Raw genomic sequence first — 15,851 nt, 5'->3', positions numbered from 1 at the left:
GGAAGGGGCGGCGCGGAGGGCGGAGGGCGGAGGGCGGAGGTGCGGAGGGCGGAAGTGTGGAGCTGCGGGGGACAGACGGAGGAGAGCTGTCGGGGAGATGTGCGTAGAGAGAGGCGGGGAAGCGGCGCGGAGGGCAGGCGGTGTCCGCCCGCGCTCGTGCGAGCGCCGGCGGACGGTGTCGTTCACGCCTGCTCGGCGTCCTTCTCAGCGTTCTTCGCGGGATCCTTCGCCGCTTCCTGCGGCAGTTGCTTCACCGGTTCCTCCGGCAGTTGCTTCGGTGGTTCCTGCGCGGACTCCTGGACCGCTTCCGGGGTCGCGGCCGGCGGTGTGGGCGGTTCGGCGTTCGTGTTCTTCTCCAGGAACCGCAGCAGTTCCACCGGGAACGGGAGCACCAGCGTCGAGTTCTTCTCCGCCGCCACCTCCACGATGGTCTGCAGGAGGCGGAGCTGGAGGGCGCCAGGAGTCTCCTCCATCGTGCCGGCGGCCTCGGAGAGCTTCTTGGACGCCTGGAGCTCGCCGTCCGCGGTGATGACGCGGGCGCGGCGTTCCCGTTCGGCTTCTGCCTGGCGGGACATCGAGCGCTTCATGCTCTCGGGCAGGGCGACGTCCTTGATCTCCACCCGGTCTATGTCGATGCCCCAGGCCAGGGCCGGGGTGTCGATCATCAGTTCCAGGCCGTGGTTGAGGTTCTCGCGGTTGGACAGCAGGTCGTCGAGCTCGCTCTTGCCGATGATCGACCGCAGGGACGTCTGCGCCACCTGGAGCATGGCGAAGCGGTAGTCCTCCACGTTGATGACGGCCTTGGCCGGGTCCTGCACCTTGAAGTACACGACGGCGTCCACGCGCACCGTCACGTTGTCGCGGGTGATGCCGTCCTGCGCGGGGACGGGCAGGGTGACGATCTGCATGTTGACCTTGCGGAGCTGGTCCACGCCGGGCACCAGCATCGTGAGGCCCGGGCCGCGGACGGCCTCCTGGAGCTTGCCGAACCGGAAGACCAGGCCCTGTTCGAACTGCTTGATCACGCGAGCGCTCATGGCGAGGCCGAGGCCGCCGAGCGCCACCAGTCCACCTAGGATTTCTACGATCATGAGACCCGCCCTTCGACCGGCGAATGCCCTTGATCTCCGACGGTACGCCTGGGGTCCGACAATTTTCAGCAGTGCAGGACCGGGGCCGCCCAGTCGGCGTGGTCGTGCGCGTTGCCGTCACCTCCGTCCGTCACCCGGAACGTCAGCACGGTTGCTCCGGTCGTGTCGACGGTGATCGGGACGGCTGCGCTCTGTCCGGTCAGAAGTGGGCTCTGGTAGGCCGATCGGTTGTCCTTGACCACTTCGAAGCGAACGCTGCCGGAGCCGCCCGTCTCGTCGTCGACGCCGATGGTGGCGGTGAGGCTGGTGCACTTGCCGCCGGCGTAGACCTGGAACTCCGAGTCGGCGTGGGCACCGACGCCCCGGTCGAACGCGGCGCCGCGGATGCTCAGCGGGCCGCCGTCGCCGCCCGCCTGCTCGCCGTTGCTGCGGTCGCGTTCCAGCGGGCCCCAGCCGTTGCGCTCGTCCAGGAACTCCAGCGCGGACACGGGTGTGGCGCCGGCCGGTGGGCGCGGGGTGGCGGTGAAGTCCGCGGTGAGGCTGCTGGTCCCCTTGCCGGTGCTGATCTCGGCGAAGACCGGGCGGGTGCCGGTCGGGCCGCCCTCGCGCCTGATCGTCACCTTCGCCGAGCCGCCCGACAGGTCGGCCGCCGGGGTGACGGACCAGCCGTCCGGTGCGGTCAGGCGGGCGGTGGTCGTGCCGGGGCAGGGCTTGGTGACGACCAGTTCGGCCTCCACCTGTTCGCCCGGTTCCAGCACGGTGTCGTTGGCGTTGAGTTGTGCCGTAGGCGCGCAGTCGACGTTGGTGCCCAACCGTCCCGTTGCTGCCTCCACGGGCGTGAGTGGGCGCAGCAGCACGGAGTACGCGTACTCGTTGCCCGCCTCCACCTGGTACTGCGGCAACGGCTCGTGGAACGTCTCGCTGACGCCGGTCACCCGGTGCGCCACGTGCAGGCTGGTCCAGCCGTCGTTCTTCTTGAGCGCGAACGGGTACGCGGCGCGGTCGAGGTCGTCGTAGCGGGAGACGCGGACGTCCAGGTCGCCCGCGACGAGCAGGCCCGCGCGGCCGTCGGACAGCGTCGCCCAGCGCGTGTCGGCGTGGTTGCCGAAGTCCTGCGGCTTGTAGTAGTCGTTGAACTCGCGGTCCACTGTGGACTGGTAGACGCCGACCGGGTCGCCGGACCTGCGGTCGTCGTAGTTCTCGCCGGGGCCGCGGCCGTACCAGGTGAACCTGCCGAAGCTGTCCGGCACCTTCAGCGTGAAACCGATGCCCGGCAGGTAGCTGAGGTCGCGCATGCGGTCGCGGGCCGCCACCCGGTGACCGACGTGGATCTCGCCGGCGCCGGTGACGCGGTAGGTGAAGGTCTGCCCGAACGACGCGTCCGCCACGGCCTGGGCCGTCGACCTCACCGAGATCAGAGTGTCGGACCCCTGTGAGACAGTGATCTCGGCTGGTGATGTCTTGAGGCGGTCGAGGCCGCTGCGGTACCAGGACGAGTCCTCGCTCATGAACTCGTTCGACAACGGCGCGCGCCACGCGTCGAACTCCGGGCCCGTGCGCAGGAGCTCGGTGCCGCGCACGCGCATCGACGTGAGAGTGCCGGACGTCTTGCTGACGACGTACCGGAAGTCCTTGCCGGACACCACGATCTCGGACTCGGTCTGGGTGGTGGTGAGCTTTCCGGGGGTACCAGGGGCGTGCAGGCCCGCGATCTGCGTGCCGCCGAGCGGGAACTGCGCGATGCCGACGTCGGTGCCGCGCCGGTCGGTCGCGCGCACGGTCAGCCAGCGGTCGGTGTCGGCGTGGAAGTCGGGCAGCGTCACGGTGCCCGGCCGCAGCGGGCCGCGGTGCTGGGCGACCGTGCGGCCGTTGTCCTGCACCTGCCAGCGCAGTTCGAGGTCGTCGGTGCCGGTGAACTGCCGTTCGCTGACAGTCGTGAGTTCGTTGCCGGAGAAGGAGAATCGTATGGGTGAATGAACGGCCATCAGCTCGGTGGTCTCCGGTTGAGGCCTGCGGTCGGCCCAGACGACGCCGTCGACACCCCCGGTGCCGGCGCCGTACGACTGGTGGCGGCCCTTGTCCTCCAGCGTCTCGAAGTCGAGCGCCAGCACGGCGTCGCGCTTCGGGTCGGACGCGAGCTCGGCGTCGGTGAGGGCGCGGTGGTAGATCCGGACCTGGTCCACGCTGCCGTGCGCCATGCGCGTGCCTGCGTTCTCCTGCATGGTCTCGGAGTTGCGGCCGATGTTGACCGGCCAGTGCGACCAGTCGATCGTGCCGCTGAACGCGGTCGTGGCGACCTCGCGGCCGTCGATCAGCAGCCGCAGCCGCGTGCCGTCGAACGTGCCGGTGACGCGGTGCCAGTTGCCGTGGAAGTCCGCCGGGACGGTCGCGCGGACCGTGCGCCAGGTGCCGCTGTGCACGAAGAACTCCAGCGTCGTGGCGTTGGACATCTTCAGCGCGTACTGGTGGTCGCCCTTGGAGATGACGGTGAAGTCGCCGGTCCAGGTGTCGGGCTTCACCCAGGCGTCGAGCGTGAGCCCGGCGCTGACCTCGTCCAGCTCGCGGTCGCGGTAGACCTCGACGAAGTCGTCGAGTCCGCTGAGCCGCAACGCTTTGCCGTGGGGTCCGTCCTCCTGGGACGGTTTGCCGGAGAGGTAGGTGAGAATGCCGTTGGCGTCGTCGGGGGTGGTGTAGAGCGGTAGCGCGATGTTCTGCTCGGCCCAGTCCCAGATGAACCCGCCCTGCACCTGCGGGTAGGCGCGCACGACGTCCCAGAACTCCTTGAAGTTGCCGAGGCTGTTGCCCATCGCGTGGGCGTACTCGCCCATGATGATCGGCTTGGTCGTGGTCTTCGCCTTGGCTTCGAGGCTCGCGGGCGACGGGTAGCGCGGACCTGCCACGTCCGCGAACGGCGCGTCGCCGTCCGGCACGTTCGGCTGGTGGTAGAGCGGCCGGGTGTCGTTCTTCCGGGCGTGCTCGGCCATCGTGTAATGGGCTTTGCCGAGACCCGCCTCGTTGCCGGTGTCCCACATGACCACGCTCGGGTGGTTCTTGTCGCGCTGCATCATCGCGACGAACCTGTCCTGGAACGCGTCCTGCCACTCGGGGCGTTCGGCGAGGCAGTTGTCCGGGCAGCCGTCGTGGTGGTGGGTCTCGATGTCGACCTCGTCGGCGATCATCAACCCGTTGCGGTCCGCCAGCTCGTAGAAGTACGGGTCGCTCGGGTAGTGCGACGTGCGCACGGCGTTGATGTTGAACCGCTTCATCAGCTCGACGTCTTTTTGCTGGTCAGCGCGGGTGACGTAGCGGCTGCCGCGCACGCTCGTCTCGGCCCGGTTCGTGCCGCGGAACAGCACGCGCTTGCCGTTGATCTTGAACTGCCGGTCGATGATCTCGATCTTCCGGAACCCGACGGGTTGCCGGCCGGTCTGCACGACGCGGCCGTCCTTCAGCAGTTCGATCTTGAGTTCGTAGACGTCCGGGGTCTCGTCGGTCCACTTCAGCGGGTCGGCGACCTTGCCGCCGACGACCGGCACCTCCCGGCCCTTCGGGTCGAACAGCCTGGTCCGGACGGTGTGCCCGGCGGCGGGCCCGCCGATCTCGACGTCCGCGCTGAGCGTGGCGTCGCGGTACTGGGCGTCGAGGTCGGTCCTGACCGTCACGTCGGCGAGGTAGGTCTTCGGCGTCGAGTAGAGCCAGACCTCGCGGAAGATGCCGGAGAACCGCCACTGGTCGTAGTCCTCCAAGTGGGAGCCGGAGCCCCAGCGGTGGACCTGGAGCTTCAGCGTGTTGCGCCCGGCCCGCAGCTTCGAGGTGATGTCGAACTCGGCGGGCGTGTAGCCGCCCTGGTCGTAGCCGACGTACTCGCCGTTGACCCAGACGAAGTACCCGCTGGTCACGCCCTCGAAGCGGACCAGCGTGCGGTCCCAGTCGGACGGCAGCACGAACGTCTTCTCGTAGACGCCGGTCGGGTTGACGTCGTGCGGGACCGACGGCGGGGCGTCCGGGTACATCTCGGTGGGGATGTTGCGGAACATCGGGTGGTCGAGGAAGTCGGTCTGCCACGTGTGGGGGACCTGCACGGTGCGCCAGCCGTCCGGTGTGTCGCGGACGTCCTGCGGCCGGTCGAACATCCGCAGCCGCCAGTCGCCGTTGAGGCTCAGCCGCTTCTCCGGCTTCAGATCCGGGTGCGGAGGCTCCTGGTGCTCCCCTGTCATTCTGGGATTCTCCAGGTACGCCAACGCGTCCAGAGGCTCGGCGTGTGCGGTTGCCGGGGAGAGTGAGAGCGCTACCACCGTGGCTACGACGACACGAAGCATGCTTTCGGAAGCTAGGGGCGGCGCGACCGGACCGTCAACGGATGTCCAGTCTTTCTGTCCGAACGAATCGATCGTGGTCGTCCCAACAGCCGGAAATCTCACTCCGTACGGCGGCACGCGTTAGTGTCGGATCCATGCAGACCTGGTCATCCATTCCTGTGCCGCGGGTTCCGGGGGACCCCCGCCCGCTGCGGCTGTTCGACACGGCTACGGGCGAAGTGCGCCCCACGGCTCCAGGAGACACCGCCAGGTTGTACGTCTGCGGCATCACGCCGTACGACGCGACGCACCTCGGCCACGCCGCGACCTACCTCGCGTTCGACCTCGTGCACCGCGTGTGGCTCGACAACGGACACAACGTGCACTACGTCCAGAACGTCACCGACGTCGACGACCCGCTGCTGGAGCGGGCCGAGCGCGACCAGGACGACTGGGTGGTGCTCGCCATGCGCGAGACCGCCCTGTTCCGCGAGGACATGGAGGCCCTGCGCGTCCTGCCGCCGCAGGACTACGTGGGCATCGTCGAGGCCATCCCGGAGATCGTCGAGGTCGTCGCGAAGCTCGTCGCCGACGGCCACGCCTACCGTGCGGACGACTCCGAGTACCCGGACATCTACTACTCGCACGACGCCACGGGCCGGTTCGGCTACGAGTCGAACTACTCCTCCGAGGAGATGCTCAAGCTCTTCGCCGAACGCGGCGGCGACCCGGACCGCCCCGGCAAGCGGCACCCGCTCGACGCCCTGCTGTGGCGGATGAAGCGCGAGGGCGAGCCCGCGTGGCCGTCCGAACTGGGCGAGGGCCGCCCCGGCTGGCACATCGAGTGCAGCGCCATCGCCCACAACCGCCTCGGCATGGGCTTCGACGTGCAGGGCGGCGGCTCCGACCTGATCTTCCCGCACCACGAGTACTCGGCCGCGCACGCCGAGGCGCAGACCGGCGAGCACCCGTTCGCGCGCCATTACGTGCACGCGGGCATGATCGGTCTCGACGGCGAGAAGATGTCGAAGTCGCGCGGCAACCTGGTCTTCGTCTCGAAGCTGCGCGCCGAGAAGGTCGACCCGAACGCCATCCGCCTCGCCCTGCTCGCGGGCCACTACCGCGCAGACCGCCCGTGGACCCAGTCCCTGCTCGACGAGGCACTGGCCCGCGTGGACAAGTGGCGCCGGGCCGCCGCGCTCGACAGCGGACCGTCCGCAGTGGACACCGTGACGCGGCTGCGCGACCACCTGGGCAACGACCTCGACACCCCGAAGGCGCTGGCCGCCGTCGACGCGTGGGCGGACGAGGCGCTGACGCACGGCGGTTCGGACAAGCACGGGCCGTCGCAGGTGCGCACGGCCGTGGACGCGCTTCTGGGCGTGGAGCTCTAAGCCAGCGGCCAGCCGGTGGCGCTGCTCGGATGCAGCGCCACCGCCAGCTGTTCCGGCACGGACAGGAAGGTCATCGCGATCGTGGTGTTCGCGTCACGGCGCGTCAGGTAGAGCGCGCGCAACTGAGCGAACGCGATGATCCAGTCCTCGATCTCGTCGAAGCCGACCAGCCACGGGGTCGGTTCGTCGACTTTGGCGCGCACCCGTCGGGCAGGGCCCGGGTCGGTGAGGGACTCGCGGTGCCGTTCCCAGAAGTCGTCGGTGACCGGGAACATGCGCCGCAGCAAAGAGGTCGCGGCCGGGGTGCGCCACCACCGCCGGCGGTCCGGGGGCACGACGCCCTCGTCGAGCAGGAGCAGCAGTTCGTCGAGCAGGCGGGTGATCCCGGCGAGGTTCTCGTCTGTGCACCGGGCGAGCACACCGTCGCCCACGGCGGTGGCGTCGAAGTGCGTCATCGTTGTTCGCCCATCGCGGCGCGCAGCCCCAGCCGCAGCAACCGCAGGGTCGTCGCCTCGGCCGAGACGCGGTCGTACGAACCCACGACGCTCTTGCCCGAGCCGTGGATCTCCAACGTCGTCGTGCGCGCTCGTGCGTCGTCGTGGCCGCACACGGTCCGCAGCACGTGATGAACCAGCGCGAACGTGTTGTGGTCGTCGTTGTGCACGACGACCTGCCATCTCTCCCCAGGGATCACGGGGCAGAGTATGCACTCGTGACGAACGAGGCCTGGGAGCAGTTGCGCTACGAGCGCGGCCCAAACGGCGAGGACGTGAACGAGTCCGCCAGAGGCGAGGTCCTGGAGGCGGAACGCACGCCGCAGGACGTCGAACTGTTGCGGTTCCTGGTGGAACAGGAGACCTTGTGCCGCGCGAACTCCACGGGTGGCCTGGGGGAGCAGGCCGCGCTGGCCGGGTTCCTGCTGGCCGAGCACCGGCGACCCGAGGACGTGTGGCGGCACTTCGCCCTCAAGCGCTCCAACTTCGACGCGGGCTGCGCCTACGACGTCGAACACCTGGTGGCGGGTGGGGTCGAGGCCACGAAGACGTACGTGGAGGCGAGCGACCACGCGGACCGCGAGGAGGTGCTGGCGTTGATCGGCGGCTTCGACGAGGACGACGTCGAGGAGTGGTTCGGGTACCGGCGCGCGTACTTCGCCGAGTAGAGGAACCGCCCCCGAGGCGGAAGCGTCGGGGGCGGTTCGTTCAGCGGTGGAGCGCTCAGACGTCGAGCGTCCAGTTGTTCAGCGTGCCGGTGTCGAGGAACGCCGCGTCACGCACGCGCAGCGTCCAGGTGCCGTTCGCCGCCTCCGAGGAGAGGTTGCGGGTGAACGTCTCGTTGATGTTGTCGGCCGAGCCGCCGGTCCGGTTGTGCAGGTTGTAGACCGAGCCGTCGGGCGCGACCAGGTCGACCACGAGGTCGCCCTTGTAGGTGTGGGTGATCGAGACCTTGATCGACGCGGTGGCCGACGCGTTGCCCGCGCAGCCGGAGACGACGATCGTGCTGGTCACGGTCGTGTTGTCGGGGATGGCGACCGGGGTCGAGTTGGTGCGGGCGTCACAGTTGCCGCCGACCGCGTTGACGACCCAGGAGAACGTGGCCGAGCCGGTCTTGTTCGCCGAGTCGGTCACGGTCGCGGTCACCGTGGAGGTGCCCGCCGTGGTCGGGGTGCCGGAGATCGCGCCGGACGCGTTCGCCGACAGGCCGGCCGGGAGGCCGCTCACGGACCAGGTGTACGGCGCGGTGCCGCCCGAGGCCGAGAGCTGCAACGACGCCGCGGTTCCGACCGTGGAGGTCTGCGTGCCGGGGTTCGTCACCGAGGGGTTGCCCGGCTGCGGGTCGCCGCCGAACAGGGTGTAGAGCAGCTTGTTCGGGGTGTTCGCGCCGACGTTGGTGATCTTGTTCGGCGTGGAGGCGGCGTTGAGGCCGTTCCACACGGCGGCGGGGGAGTCGGTCGGGTGCGTGGCGAGCCACAGGGCCGCGGCGCCCGCGACGTGCGGGGTGGCCATCGACGTGCCGGAGATGTTGTTCGTGGCGGTGTCGTTGGTGTTCCACGACGACACGATGTTCGAGCCCGGAGCGTAGATGTCCGTGCAGGAGCCGTAGTTCGAGAACGACGAACGCGCGTCGGTGTTCGTCGAGGAGTTGACCGTGATCGCCTCGGCGACGCGTGCAGGCGAGGTGCTGCAGGCGTCGGTGTTCGAGTTGCCCGATGCGATCGCGTAGGTCACGCCCGACGCGATGGAACGGCGCACGGCCGCGTCCAGGGTCGCGTCCGCGCCACCACCGAGCGACATGTTGGCGACGGCGGGCTTGACCGCGTTCGCCGTCACCCAGTCGATGCCGCCGACGACACCGGCGGTCGTGCCGGAGCCGGAGCAGTTCAGCACCTTGACGGCGACGACCTTGGCCGCCTTGGCGAGGCCGTACTGCGAGCCCGCGATGGTGCCGGCGACGTGCGTGCCGTGACCGTTGCAGTCGCTGTTGTTGCCGTCACCGGAGGTGTTGGTGCCCCACGTCGCGCGGCCGCCGAACGTGGTGTGCGTCGTGCGCACACCGGTGTCGATGACGTACGCGGTGACGTTGGACGCCGTGGTGTCGTACTGGTAGCTGTTGCTCAGCGGCAGGTCGCGCTGGTCGACGCGGTCCTGGCCCCAGGACGGCGGGTTCTGCTGGACGTCGAGCGCGTGCACCTCGGCGTCCTGCTGGACGAACGCGACGGTCGGGTCCGCGGCGAGACGGGCGGCCTGCTTGGCCGTCATCTTCACCGAGAAGCCGTTCAGCGCGTGCTGCCAGACCTGACCGACCTGGCCGCCGTACTTCGACGCGAGGCCCGGAGCGGCGGCCCTCGACGCCGTGCCGGACTTCAGCGAGACGATGTAGCTGTCCTTCACGACATCGACGCGGTCGGCGCCGAGAATCGTCCCCACGTTTTCTTGAGCGGAAGCGGCTGGAACCACAGCGGCGGCCAGACACAGCGCGGCAGCGGCCGTGAGTCCCGCACCCAAGACTCTTCGCATGGCAGGGTTTCTCCCTCGTGCAGGGAACAGGGTGACCAGCACGCTAGCCCTAAACCGCAGGTCAGAGGGATACGCCGTCGAGTGCGAACTGTTGACAGATTTGACATTTCGTGGCAGGGCGAATGGTCGCTCTGAGTCACGGAAATAGACCGAGAGAACGCATTTGGATTCTCTATATCAACTCGGACGCCGCGAGGTCCACCCCTCGATCGACCCTACCGTCCGGTAGACATGCCGAAGTAGCGTCCCCCAGACGGAGGAACGAACTGATCGGGCAGTTCGCCGCCTGGGGACGCCATGCATCCGGTGTCGTACAGGCTGTGTTGCAGCACAGCTGATCTCCTCATCGCGGTTGCCCGGTCCGGCGTTACACCGGCCCTGCACAAAACCGAAGATCAAGGAGAAATGCCTATGAAGCGCATGGCTGTCGCAGCTGTGGCCGTGTTGGCAGGCGCTCTCGCGACCACGGCATCCCCTGCCGCCGTCGCCGCCGAGGGACCCTCTGCCGACCTGCTCGCCGCGATGCAGCGCGACCTGGGACTGGACGCCACGCAGGCGGCGGAGAGGCTGCGCCGGGAGAGCGCGGCCGTTGCCCTGCAGCGGGTGGCCGAGGGGTTCGCCGGTGAGAGCTTCGGAGGCGCGTGGTTCGACGCGGCCACCGGCAAGCTCGTCGTGGGCGTGACCGACGCGGCCAAGACGGACCGTCTGCGCAGGCTCGGAGCGGAGCCCCGCACGGTCGCGCACAAGGCCAGCGACCTCGACGCGGCCAAGCAGAAGCTGGACGCGACGCCGGCTCCGGCCGAGGTCACCGGCTGGTACGTCGACACGAAGGCCAACGCCGTCACGATCACCGTGAAGCGCGGCCAGTCCGACGCCGCGAAGTCGCTGGTGGAGAAGGCGGGCCCGGTCGCGAAGGTCGTCGAGACCGACGAGGCGCCGCGGTTGTTCAAGGACACCCGCGGTGGCGACGCCTACTACATCAACAACGCCGGACGCTGCTCCGTCGGCTTCGCGGTCGAGGGCGGCTTCGTCTCGGCCGGCCACTGCGGGTCGCCCGGCGACACGGTGACCGGCGTCGACAAGACGGCGATGGGTGAGTTCGACAAGTCGTCCTTCCCGGGCAACGACTACTCGTTCGTGAAGACGAACTCGTCGTGGACCTCCACGCCGAAGGTCAACCACTACGGCGGTGCCGACGTCGTGGTCTCGGGTCACACCGAGTCCGCCGTGGGCGCGTCGATCTGCCGTTCCGGCTCGACCACGGGCTGGCACTGCGGCGAGGTCCAGGCGAAGAGCCAGACCGTGAACTACCAGGAGGGCTCCGTCAGCGGCCTCACGCGCACGAACGTGTGCGCGGAGCCCGGTGACTCGGGTGGCTCGTGGGTCAGCGGCACGGAGGCGCAGGGCGTCACCTCGGGTGGCTCCGGCGACTGCACCAGCGGCGGCACGACCTACTACCAGCCGGTCAACGAGATCCTGGAGGCCTACGGCCTGACTCTCACCACCGGCTGATCACCTGGGCCGATAGGCCGTGACCAGCAGTGACACCTGAGTGCCCGGCACGTTCGCGTGCCGGGCACTCGTCACCTGATCGGTGCGCACGGCCACGAAGTACCGCTCCAGGGCGAGGCGCAGCAGCTCCTCGTCCACGGGTTCGCGCACCACGACCAGCACCCCGTCCGGGTGCAGTGCGCGGTGCAGGAGCGGGGCTATATGACGAACGAAGACGTGGAAGAACGGCATGGGTCAGTCCTGGGGGCTGAGTCGTGACAGGGGTGCACGAAGAGGGCGAACGCCGGTTCCAGCGTCGCCCTCATGCCCTCAAGTCACGCGAGATGGCAGCCCACTGGGCAGGATCGTAGGGACTAGCCCTGACGTCCTTCCATCCACTTTTCGCGGTGCACGCGCCAGCGGTCGAGCATCGTGCCGAGCTCGGCGTGCGCGAACCGGAAGAACTCGCGGGTCTCGTCCAGCCGCAGCCCCGCGTCGGTGTCCGCGCCGAGTGCCCGGACGCCCTCGGTGAGCACCTCGTCGATCATCACGAGCATCTGGTCCTTGCGGAACGTCGCCTCGAACCAGACGTTGTCGCGCATCCGGTACACGTCGCGGCGGGACCCCGGCTCGCGTTCGCGGCTGACGATCTGGACGGTGGTCAGGTAGCGCACCGCGCCCGACACCGCCGCCGGGGAGATCTGCAGCAGGTCGGCGATCTCGGCCGCGGTGAGCCGCCCCGAATCCGTCGTCAGCAGCGCCGCGAGGATGCGAGCCGGCATGCGGGGCACGCCGGTGTCCGCCAGAATCCCGCCGAACCGTTCGACGAACTGGCTCACCGCCTGCGTGTCACGCTCCGTAGTACTCGTCACGGCGGCATCATCCCCTTTCGTCAGCCGATCGGGCAAAATTTACGCGCTTCACGAAGTTGTGAAAGAAGTGTAGCTTACGGGGCATGACATCCGCGATATCCGTGTCGGGCCTGGTGAAGACCTTCGGCCCGACGCGTGCACTGGACGACCTGAACCTGGACGTCCAGACCGGTGAGGTGCATGGCTTCCTCGGCCCCAACGGCGCAGGCAAGTCGACGACGATCCGGATCCTCCTCGGCCTGCTGCGTGCCGACTCCGGCACCGCGCGGCTGCTCGGCGGCGACCCGTGGAAGGACACCGCAGCCCTCCACCGCCGCCTCGCTTACGTCCCCGGCGACGTGAACCTCTGGCCCAACCTGACCGGTGGCGAGGTCATCGACCTGCTCGGACGGCTCCGCGGCGGCCTGAACTCCGCGCGCCGCGCCGAGCTCCTGGAGCGGTTCGAGCTGGACCCGCGCAAGAAGGGCCGCACCTACTCCAAGGGCAACCGGCAGAAGGTCGCCCTCGTCGCCGCGCTGTCGAGCGACGTCGAACTGCTCATCCTCGACGAGCCGACCTCTGGCCTCGACCCGTTGATGGAGGCCGTCTTCCAGGACTGCATCAACGACGAACGCGAGCGCGGCCGCACCGTGCTGCTCTCCAGCCACATCCTCGCCGAGGTCGAGGCCCTGTGCGACCGGGTGAGCATCATCCGGAGCGGCCACATCGTCGAGACCGGCACGCTCGCCGACCTGCGGCACCTCACCCGCACGTCGATCTCCGCCGAGCTCGCGGGCCCGCCCAACGGCCTCGCGAACCTCAAGGGCGTGCACGACCTGGTCGCCGAGGGCAACCGGGTCAAGTTCGAGGTCGACTCGGACGAGCTCGACCCCGTGCTCAAGCAGCTGGTGTCCACGGGCGTGCGCACGCTGACCTCGCAGCCGCCCACCCTCGAAGAGCTGTTCCTGCGGCACTACGAGGACGCGAAATGATCGGCACACTCCACCTCGTCCGGCTGGCCCTGCGCCGTGACCGGATCCTGCTCCCGATCTGGGTGCTCTTCCTGGTCGGCGTCACCTACTCGACGACGACCGCGCTGGAGGAGCTGTACGGCACGCAGCAGTCGCGCGACCTGCTCGGCGTGACCGCGAACGCCAACTCGGCGTTCCTCGCGATGCTCGGGCCGTTGCACGACTGGTCGTCGCTCGGCGGTCTGGTCGTGTGGCGCTGGGGCGTCTTCTCCGGCCTGTTCATCGCGATCATGGCCATGCTGGTCGTCACGCGGCACACGCGCGCAGAAGAAGAAGCGGGCCGTACCGAGCTCATCGCCGCCACGGTCGTGGGACGGCACGCGCCGCTCGCCGCCGCCGTGATCGTCGCGGGCGGCACGAGTCTGCTGATCGGGCTGCTCCAGGCACTGGCGTTGATCGGCAAGGACCTGGATCCGGCGGGCGCGTTCGCGTTCGGCCTGTCCACGGCATCGGTGGGCCTGGTGTTCACCGGCGTCAGCGCCTTCACCGCGCAGCTCTCGGAGAACTCCCGCGTGTCGAACGCGATCGCGGGTGGGTTCCTCGGCGTGACCTACATGTTCCGCGCGGCGGGCGACGCGGCGGGGGAGTCCGGTCCGCAGTGGCTGACCTGGCTCTCGCCGATCGGCTGGACCGAGCACGTCAGGTCGTTCGGCGACAACAGGTTCTGGGTGCTGCTGCTTCCGCTCGTGGCGTTCGGTGCGCTCGTGGGCGTGTCCGCGTACATCGTGACGCGTAGGGACGTCGGTCTCGGTCTGCTGGCCGCGCGCCTCGGACCGCCTTCCGGAACGATCGGCACGCCGTTCGGGCTGGCCTGGCGGTTGCAGAAGGGGTCGCTGATCGGCTGGTCCATCGCGTTGTTCGCGGTGGGCGTGATCTACGGCAGCGTCGCGCAGGCGGTCGGGCAGATGGTGCAGGACAACCCGACGCTGGGCCAGATCGTCAGCAAGATCGGCGGCGCCGACGCGATGGTGGACGCGTTCTTCGCCACCATCACCCAGTTGCTCGGCCTGATCACTTCGATCTACCTCGTGCAGGCGATCCTGCGGCTGCGGTCGGAGGAGACGTCGTTCCGCGCGGAGCCGATCCTCGCCACGCCGGTGTCGCGCTGGGGCTGGGTCGCGTCGCACGCGGTGTTCGCCCTGGTCGGCGGCGCGGTCGTGCTCGCGGCGTCCGGGCTCGGCCTCGGCCTGGTCTACGGCCTGCAGATCGACGACGTGGGCACCGTGCTGCCGAAGATGCTCGGCGCGGCGCTGGTCCAGCTGCCGGCGGCCTGGGTGATCGCGGGCGTCGCGCTGGTCCTGTTCGGACTGTTCCCGCAGCTCACGGGCGTGAGCTGGGCGGCGGTGTCGGTGGCGCTGGTACTCACGTTGCTCGGCCCGGCGTTGCAGCTCGACCAGTGGATGATCGACGTCTCGCCGTTCACGCACGTCCCGAAGTACCCGGACATCACGTTCGGGCCGCTCGCCTGGCTCACGCTGGTCGCGGTGGTCCTCCTGGCGGCGGGGTTCGCCGGGTTCCGCCGGCGCGACCTGACCACGTGACGATCGCGGGAATGGTGATCAGCAGACCCGCCGGCACCAGGAAGCCCAGCAACGGGTGGGACTGGTAGAGCGGGACGAACGCCAACGGGGCCGCGGCCGCGCCCATGAAGCGCAGTGACTGCACGACGCTGACGCTGCCGCCCCTGTTGGCGTTCTCGCTCTGCAACACCAACGCGTTGATGCTCACCAACACACCCTGAGCAGCAGCACCGGTCAATGCCCAGCACAACACCACCATGGCGGCCAACGGCGCCGTGCCGACGGCCGCGACCATGGCCGCGCCGAGCGTGGCACCGAGGATCGCGGTGGTGCCGGCGCCGAACCTGTCGATCGCCTTGCCGATGTACCGCGCGGTCAGGAACCCGACGACGCCGAACCCGGTCAGCAGCACACCGCGCTGGCCCGCGCTCAGCCCGAAGACGTCGTCCAGCCGGAACGCCACGAGGAACGACAGCCCGCCGAGACAGCCCCAGCCGATGAACCCGACCAGCGCCGGCCACAGCGTGCTCGGCACGAACGCGCTGCGCAGACTGGCGTTCCGCTCGGGTTCGGCGTCGGTCTGCGGCACGCCCAGGACCGCGAGGCCGACGGCCACGACGGCGATCACGACGAACGCCAGCCGCCAGTCGATCTCGGCGGTCAGGCCGCCGACCAGCGGGGCCGAGGTCTGCCCTGCCGCCTGCATCGACCCGAACAGGCCGAGCGCGCGCCCGAGCTTCTCCTTGGGCGTCGAGGCGGCGATCACCGCGAGCAGCACCGGGGTCGTGAACGAGTTCGCCGCGCCCTGCAACGCCCGCGAGGCCAGCAGCACCTCGAACGTCCACGAGCAGGCGGCGAGCACGGACGTGACGGCGTAGGCCAGGTACGCGATCCGGACAGTCCGTTGTGGACCCCAGCGCTGCGCCAGCGTCCCGGAAGCCAGCATCAGCACCGCGAACGGCACCAGGTAGTACGTCAGCGTCGCCGCGGCCGAGCCCGGCGACCGGCCGAAGCTGGCCCCGATCTCGGGCAGGATCGACGTGGTGACGGCGCCGCCGAACGGCCCGATCAATGCGCCCGCGTACAACCCGGCGCGTGCCAACCGTCCCACAGACACCTCCGCCGCTCACCCTATTGCGGTGAGCGGCGGAGAGCGCC

At 69.3% G+C, this 15,851-nt stretch carries 13 protein-coding genes; 5 read left to right on the top strand and 8 right to left on the bottom strand.

Going from position 1 to position 15,851, the window contains the following annotated elements:
- Positions 1-182 precede the first annotated feature (182 nt).
- Together ACQEU1_RS12190 and ACQEU1_RS12185 are read right to left on the bottom strand one after the other, a co-directional pair.
- Positions 183-1,091, bottom strand: coding sequence for a slipin family protein (locus ACQEU1_RS12190; protein WP_433199525.1), 909 nt, complete (start codon positions 1,089-1,091; stop codon positions 183-185).
- A gap of 65 nt (positions 1,092-1,156) precedes the next feature.
- On the bottom strand, positions 1,157-5,308 hold the full coding sequence (locus tag ACQEU1_RS12185) for a glycoside hydrolase family 2 TIM barrel-domain containing protein (RefSeq protein WP_433199522.1): 4,152 nt from the start codon (positions 5,306-5,308) through the stop codon (positions 1,157-1,159).
- Between the two features lie 236 nt (positions 5,309-5,544).
- Here ACQEU1_RS12185 and mshC point away from each other — a divergent pair, with 236 nt between their 5' ends.
- Positions 5,545-6,783 (top strand): cysteine--1-D-myo-inosityl 2-amino-2-deoxy-alpha-D-glucopyranoside ligase, encoded by a 1,239-nt coding sequence (gene mshC / locus ACQEU1_RS12180; protein ID WP_433199519.1) that lies wholly within the window; start codon positions 5,545-5,547, stop codon positions 6,781-6,783.
- Here mshC and ACQEU1_RS12175 read toward each other — a convergent pair.
- Complete coding sequence (locus ACQEU1_RS12175; protein WP_433199516.1) at positions 6,780-7,238, bottom strand: hypothetical protein; 459 nt, start codon at positions 7,236-7,238, stop codon at positions 6,780-6,782. The genes mshC and ACQEU1_RS12175 overlap by 4 nt on opposite strands.
- Positions 7,235-7,477, bottom strand: a complete 243-nt coding sequence (locus tag ACQEU1_RS12170) for an ATP-dependent Clp protease adaptor ClpS (protein WP_433199513.1) — start codon at positions 7,475-7,477, stop codon at positions 7,235-7,237. Before ACQEU1_RS12170 ends, ACQEU1_RS12175 begins: the two co-directional genes overlap by 4 nt.
- An 18-nt stretch (positions 7,478-7,495) precedes the next feature.
- Between ACQEU1_RS12170 and ACQEU1_RS12165 the strand changes: the two genes are divergently transcribed.
- A complete protein-coding gene (locus tag ACQEU1_RS12165; RefSeq protein ID WP_433199510.1) occupies positions 7,496-7,945 on the top strand; it encodes a hypothetical protein in 450 nt (149 codons plus the stop codon).
- Positions 7,946-8,000: 55 nt separating this feature from the next.
- Here the strand turns inward: ACQEU1_RS12165 and ACQEU1_RS12160 are convergent, their stop codons facing one another.
- On the bottom strand, positions 8,001-9,710 hold the full coding sequence (locus ACQEU1_RS12160; protein ID WP_433199507.1) for a S8 family peptidase: 1,710 nt from the start codon (positions 9,708-9,710) through the stop codon (positions 8,001-8,003).
- A 501-nt stretch (positions 9,711-10,211) separates the two neighbouring features.
- Between ACQEU1_RS12160 and ACQEU1_RS12155 the strand changes: the two genes are divergently transcribed.
- On the top strand, positions 10,212-11,312 hold the full coding sequence (locus tag ACQEU1_RS12155; RefSeq protein ID WP_433199504.1) for a S1 family peptidase: 1,101 nt from the start codon (positions 10,212-10,214) through the stop codon (positions 11,310-11,312).
- Here the strand turns inward: ACQEU1_RS12155 and ACQEU1_RS12150 are convergent, their stop codons facing one another.
- Both ACQEU1_RS12150 and ACQEU1_RS12145 read right to left on the bottom strand, forming a co-directional pair.
- Positions 11,313-11,465: a hypothetical protein gene (locus tag ACQEU1_RS12150; protein WP_433199501.1), complete on the bottom strand. Its 153-nt coding sequence runs from the start codon at positions 11,463-11,465 to the stop codon at positions 11,313-11,315. It lies immediately after the preceding gene.
- 200 nt (positions 11,466-11,665) lie between these two features.
- Positions 11,666-12,163, bottom strand: coding sequence for a GbsR/MarR family transcriptional regulator (locus ACQEU1_RS12145; RefSeq protein WP_433199498.1), 498 nt, complete (start codon positions 12,161-12,163; stop codon positions 11,666-11,668).
- Positions 12,164-12,246: 83 nt separating this feature from the next.
- On the opposite strand from ACQEU1_RS12145, the gene ACQEU1_RS12140 reads away from it, so the two are divergent.
- Positions 12,247-13,134 carry an ABC transporter ATP-binding protein gene (locus tag ACQEU1_RS12140; RefSeq protein ID WP_433199494.1) on the top strand — a complete coding sequence of 296 codons (888 nt, stop codon included), beginning with the start codon at positions 12,247-12,249 and terminating at the stop codon, positions 13,132-13,134.
- Complete coding sequence (locus ACQEU1_RS12135; protein WP_433199491.1) at positions 13,131-14,714, top strand: ABC transporter permease; 1,584 nt, start codon at positions 13,131-13,133, stop codon at positions 14,712-14,714. Before ACQEU1_RS12140 ends, ACQEU1_RS12135 begins: the two co-directional genes overlap by 4 nt.
- Here ACQEU1_RS12135 and ACQEU1_RS12130 read toward each other — a convergent pair.
- A complete protein-coding gene (locus tag ACQEU1_RS12130) occupies positions 14,644-15,804 on the bottom strand; it encodes an MFS transporter (RefSeq protein ID WP_433199488.1) in 1,161 nt (386 codons plus the stop codon). The two genes, ACQEU1_RS12135 and ACQEU1_RS12130, sit on opposite strands and share 71 nt — an antisense overlap.
- Between the last annotated feature and the right edge of the window lie 47 nt (positions 15,805-15,851).

Origin of the sequence: Lentzea sp. CA-135723, from assembly GCF_050936595.1 — a bacterium.
Taxonomy (GTDB): Bacteria; Actinomycetota; Actinomycetes; order Mycobacteriales; family Pseudonocardiaceae; genus Lentzea.
Note: the sequence above shows the minus strand (reverse complement) of the source record. Positions and strands in the feature narration are given on the sequence as shown.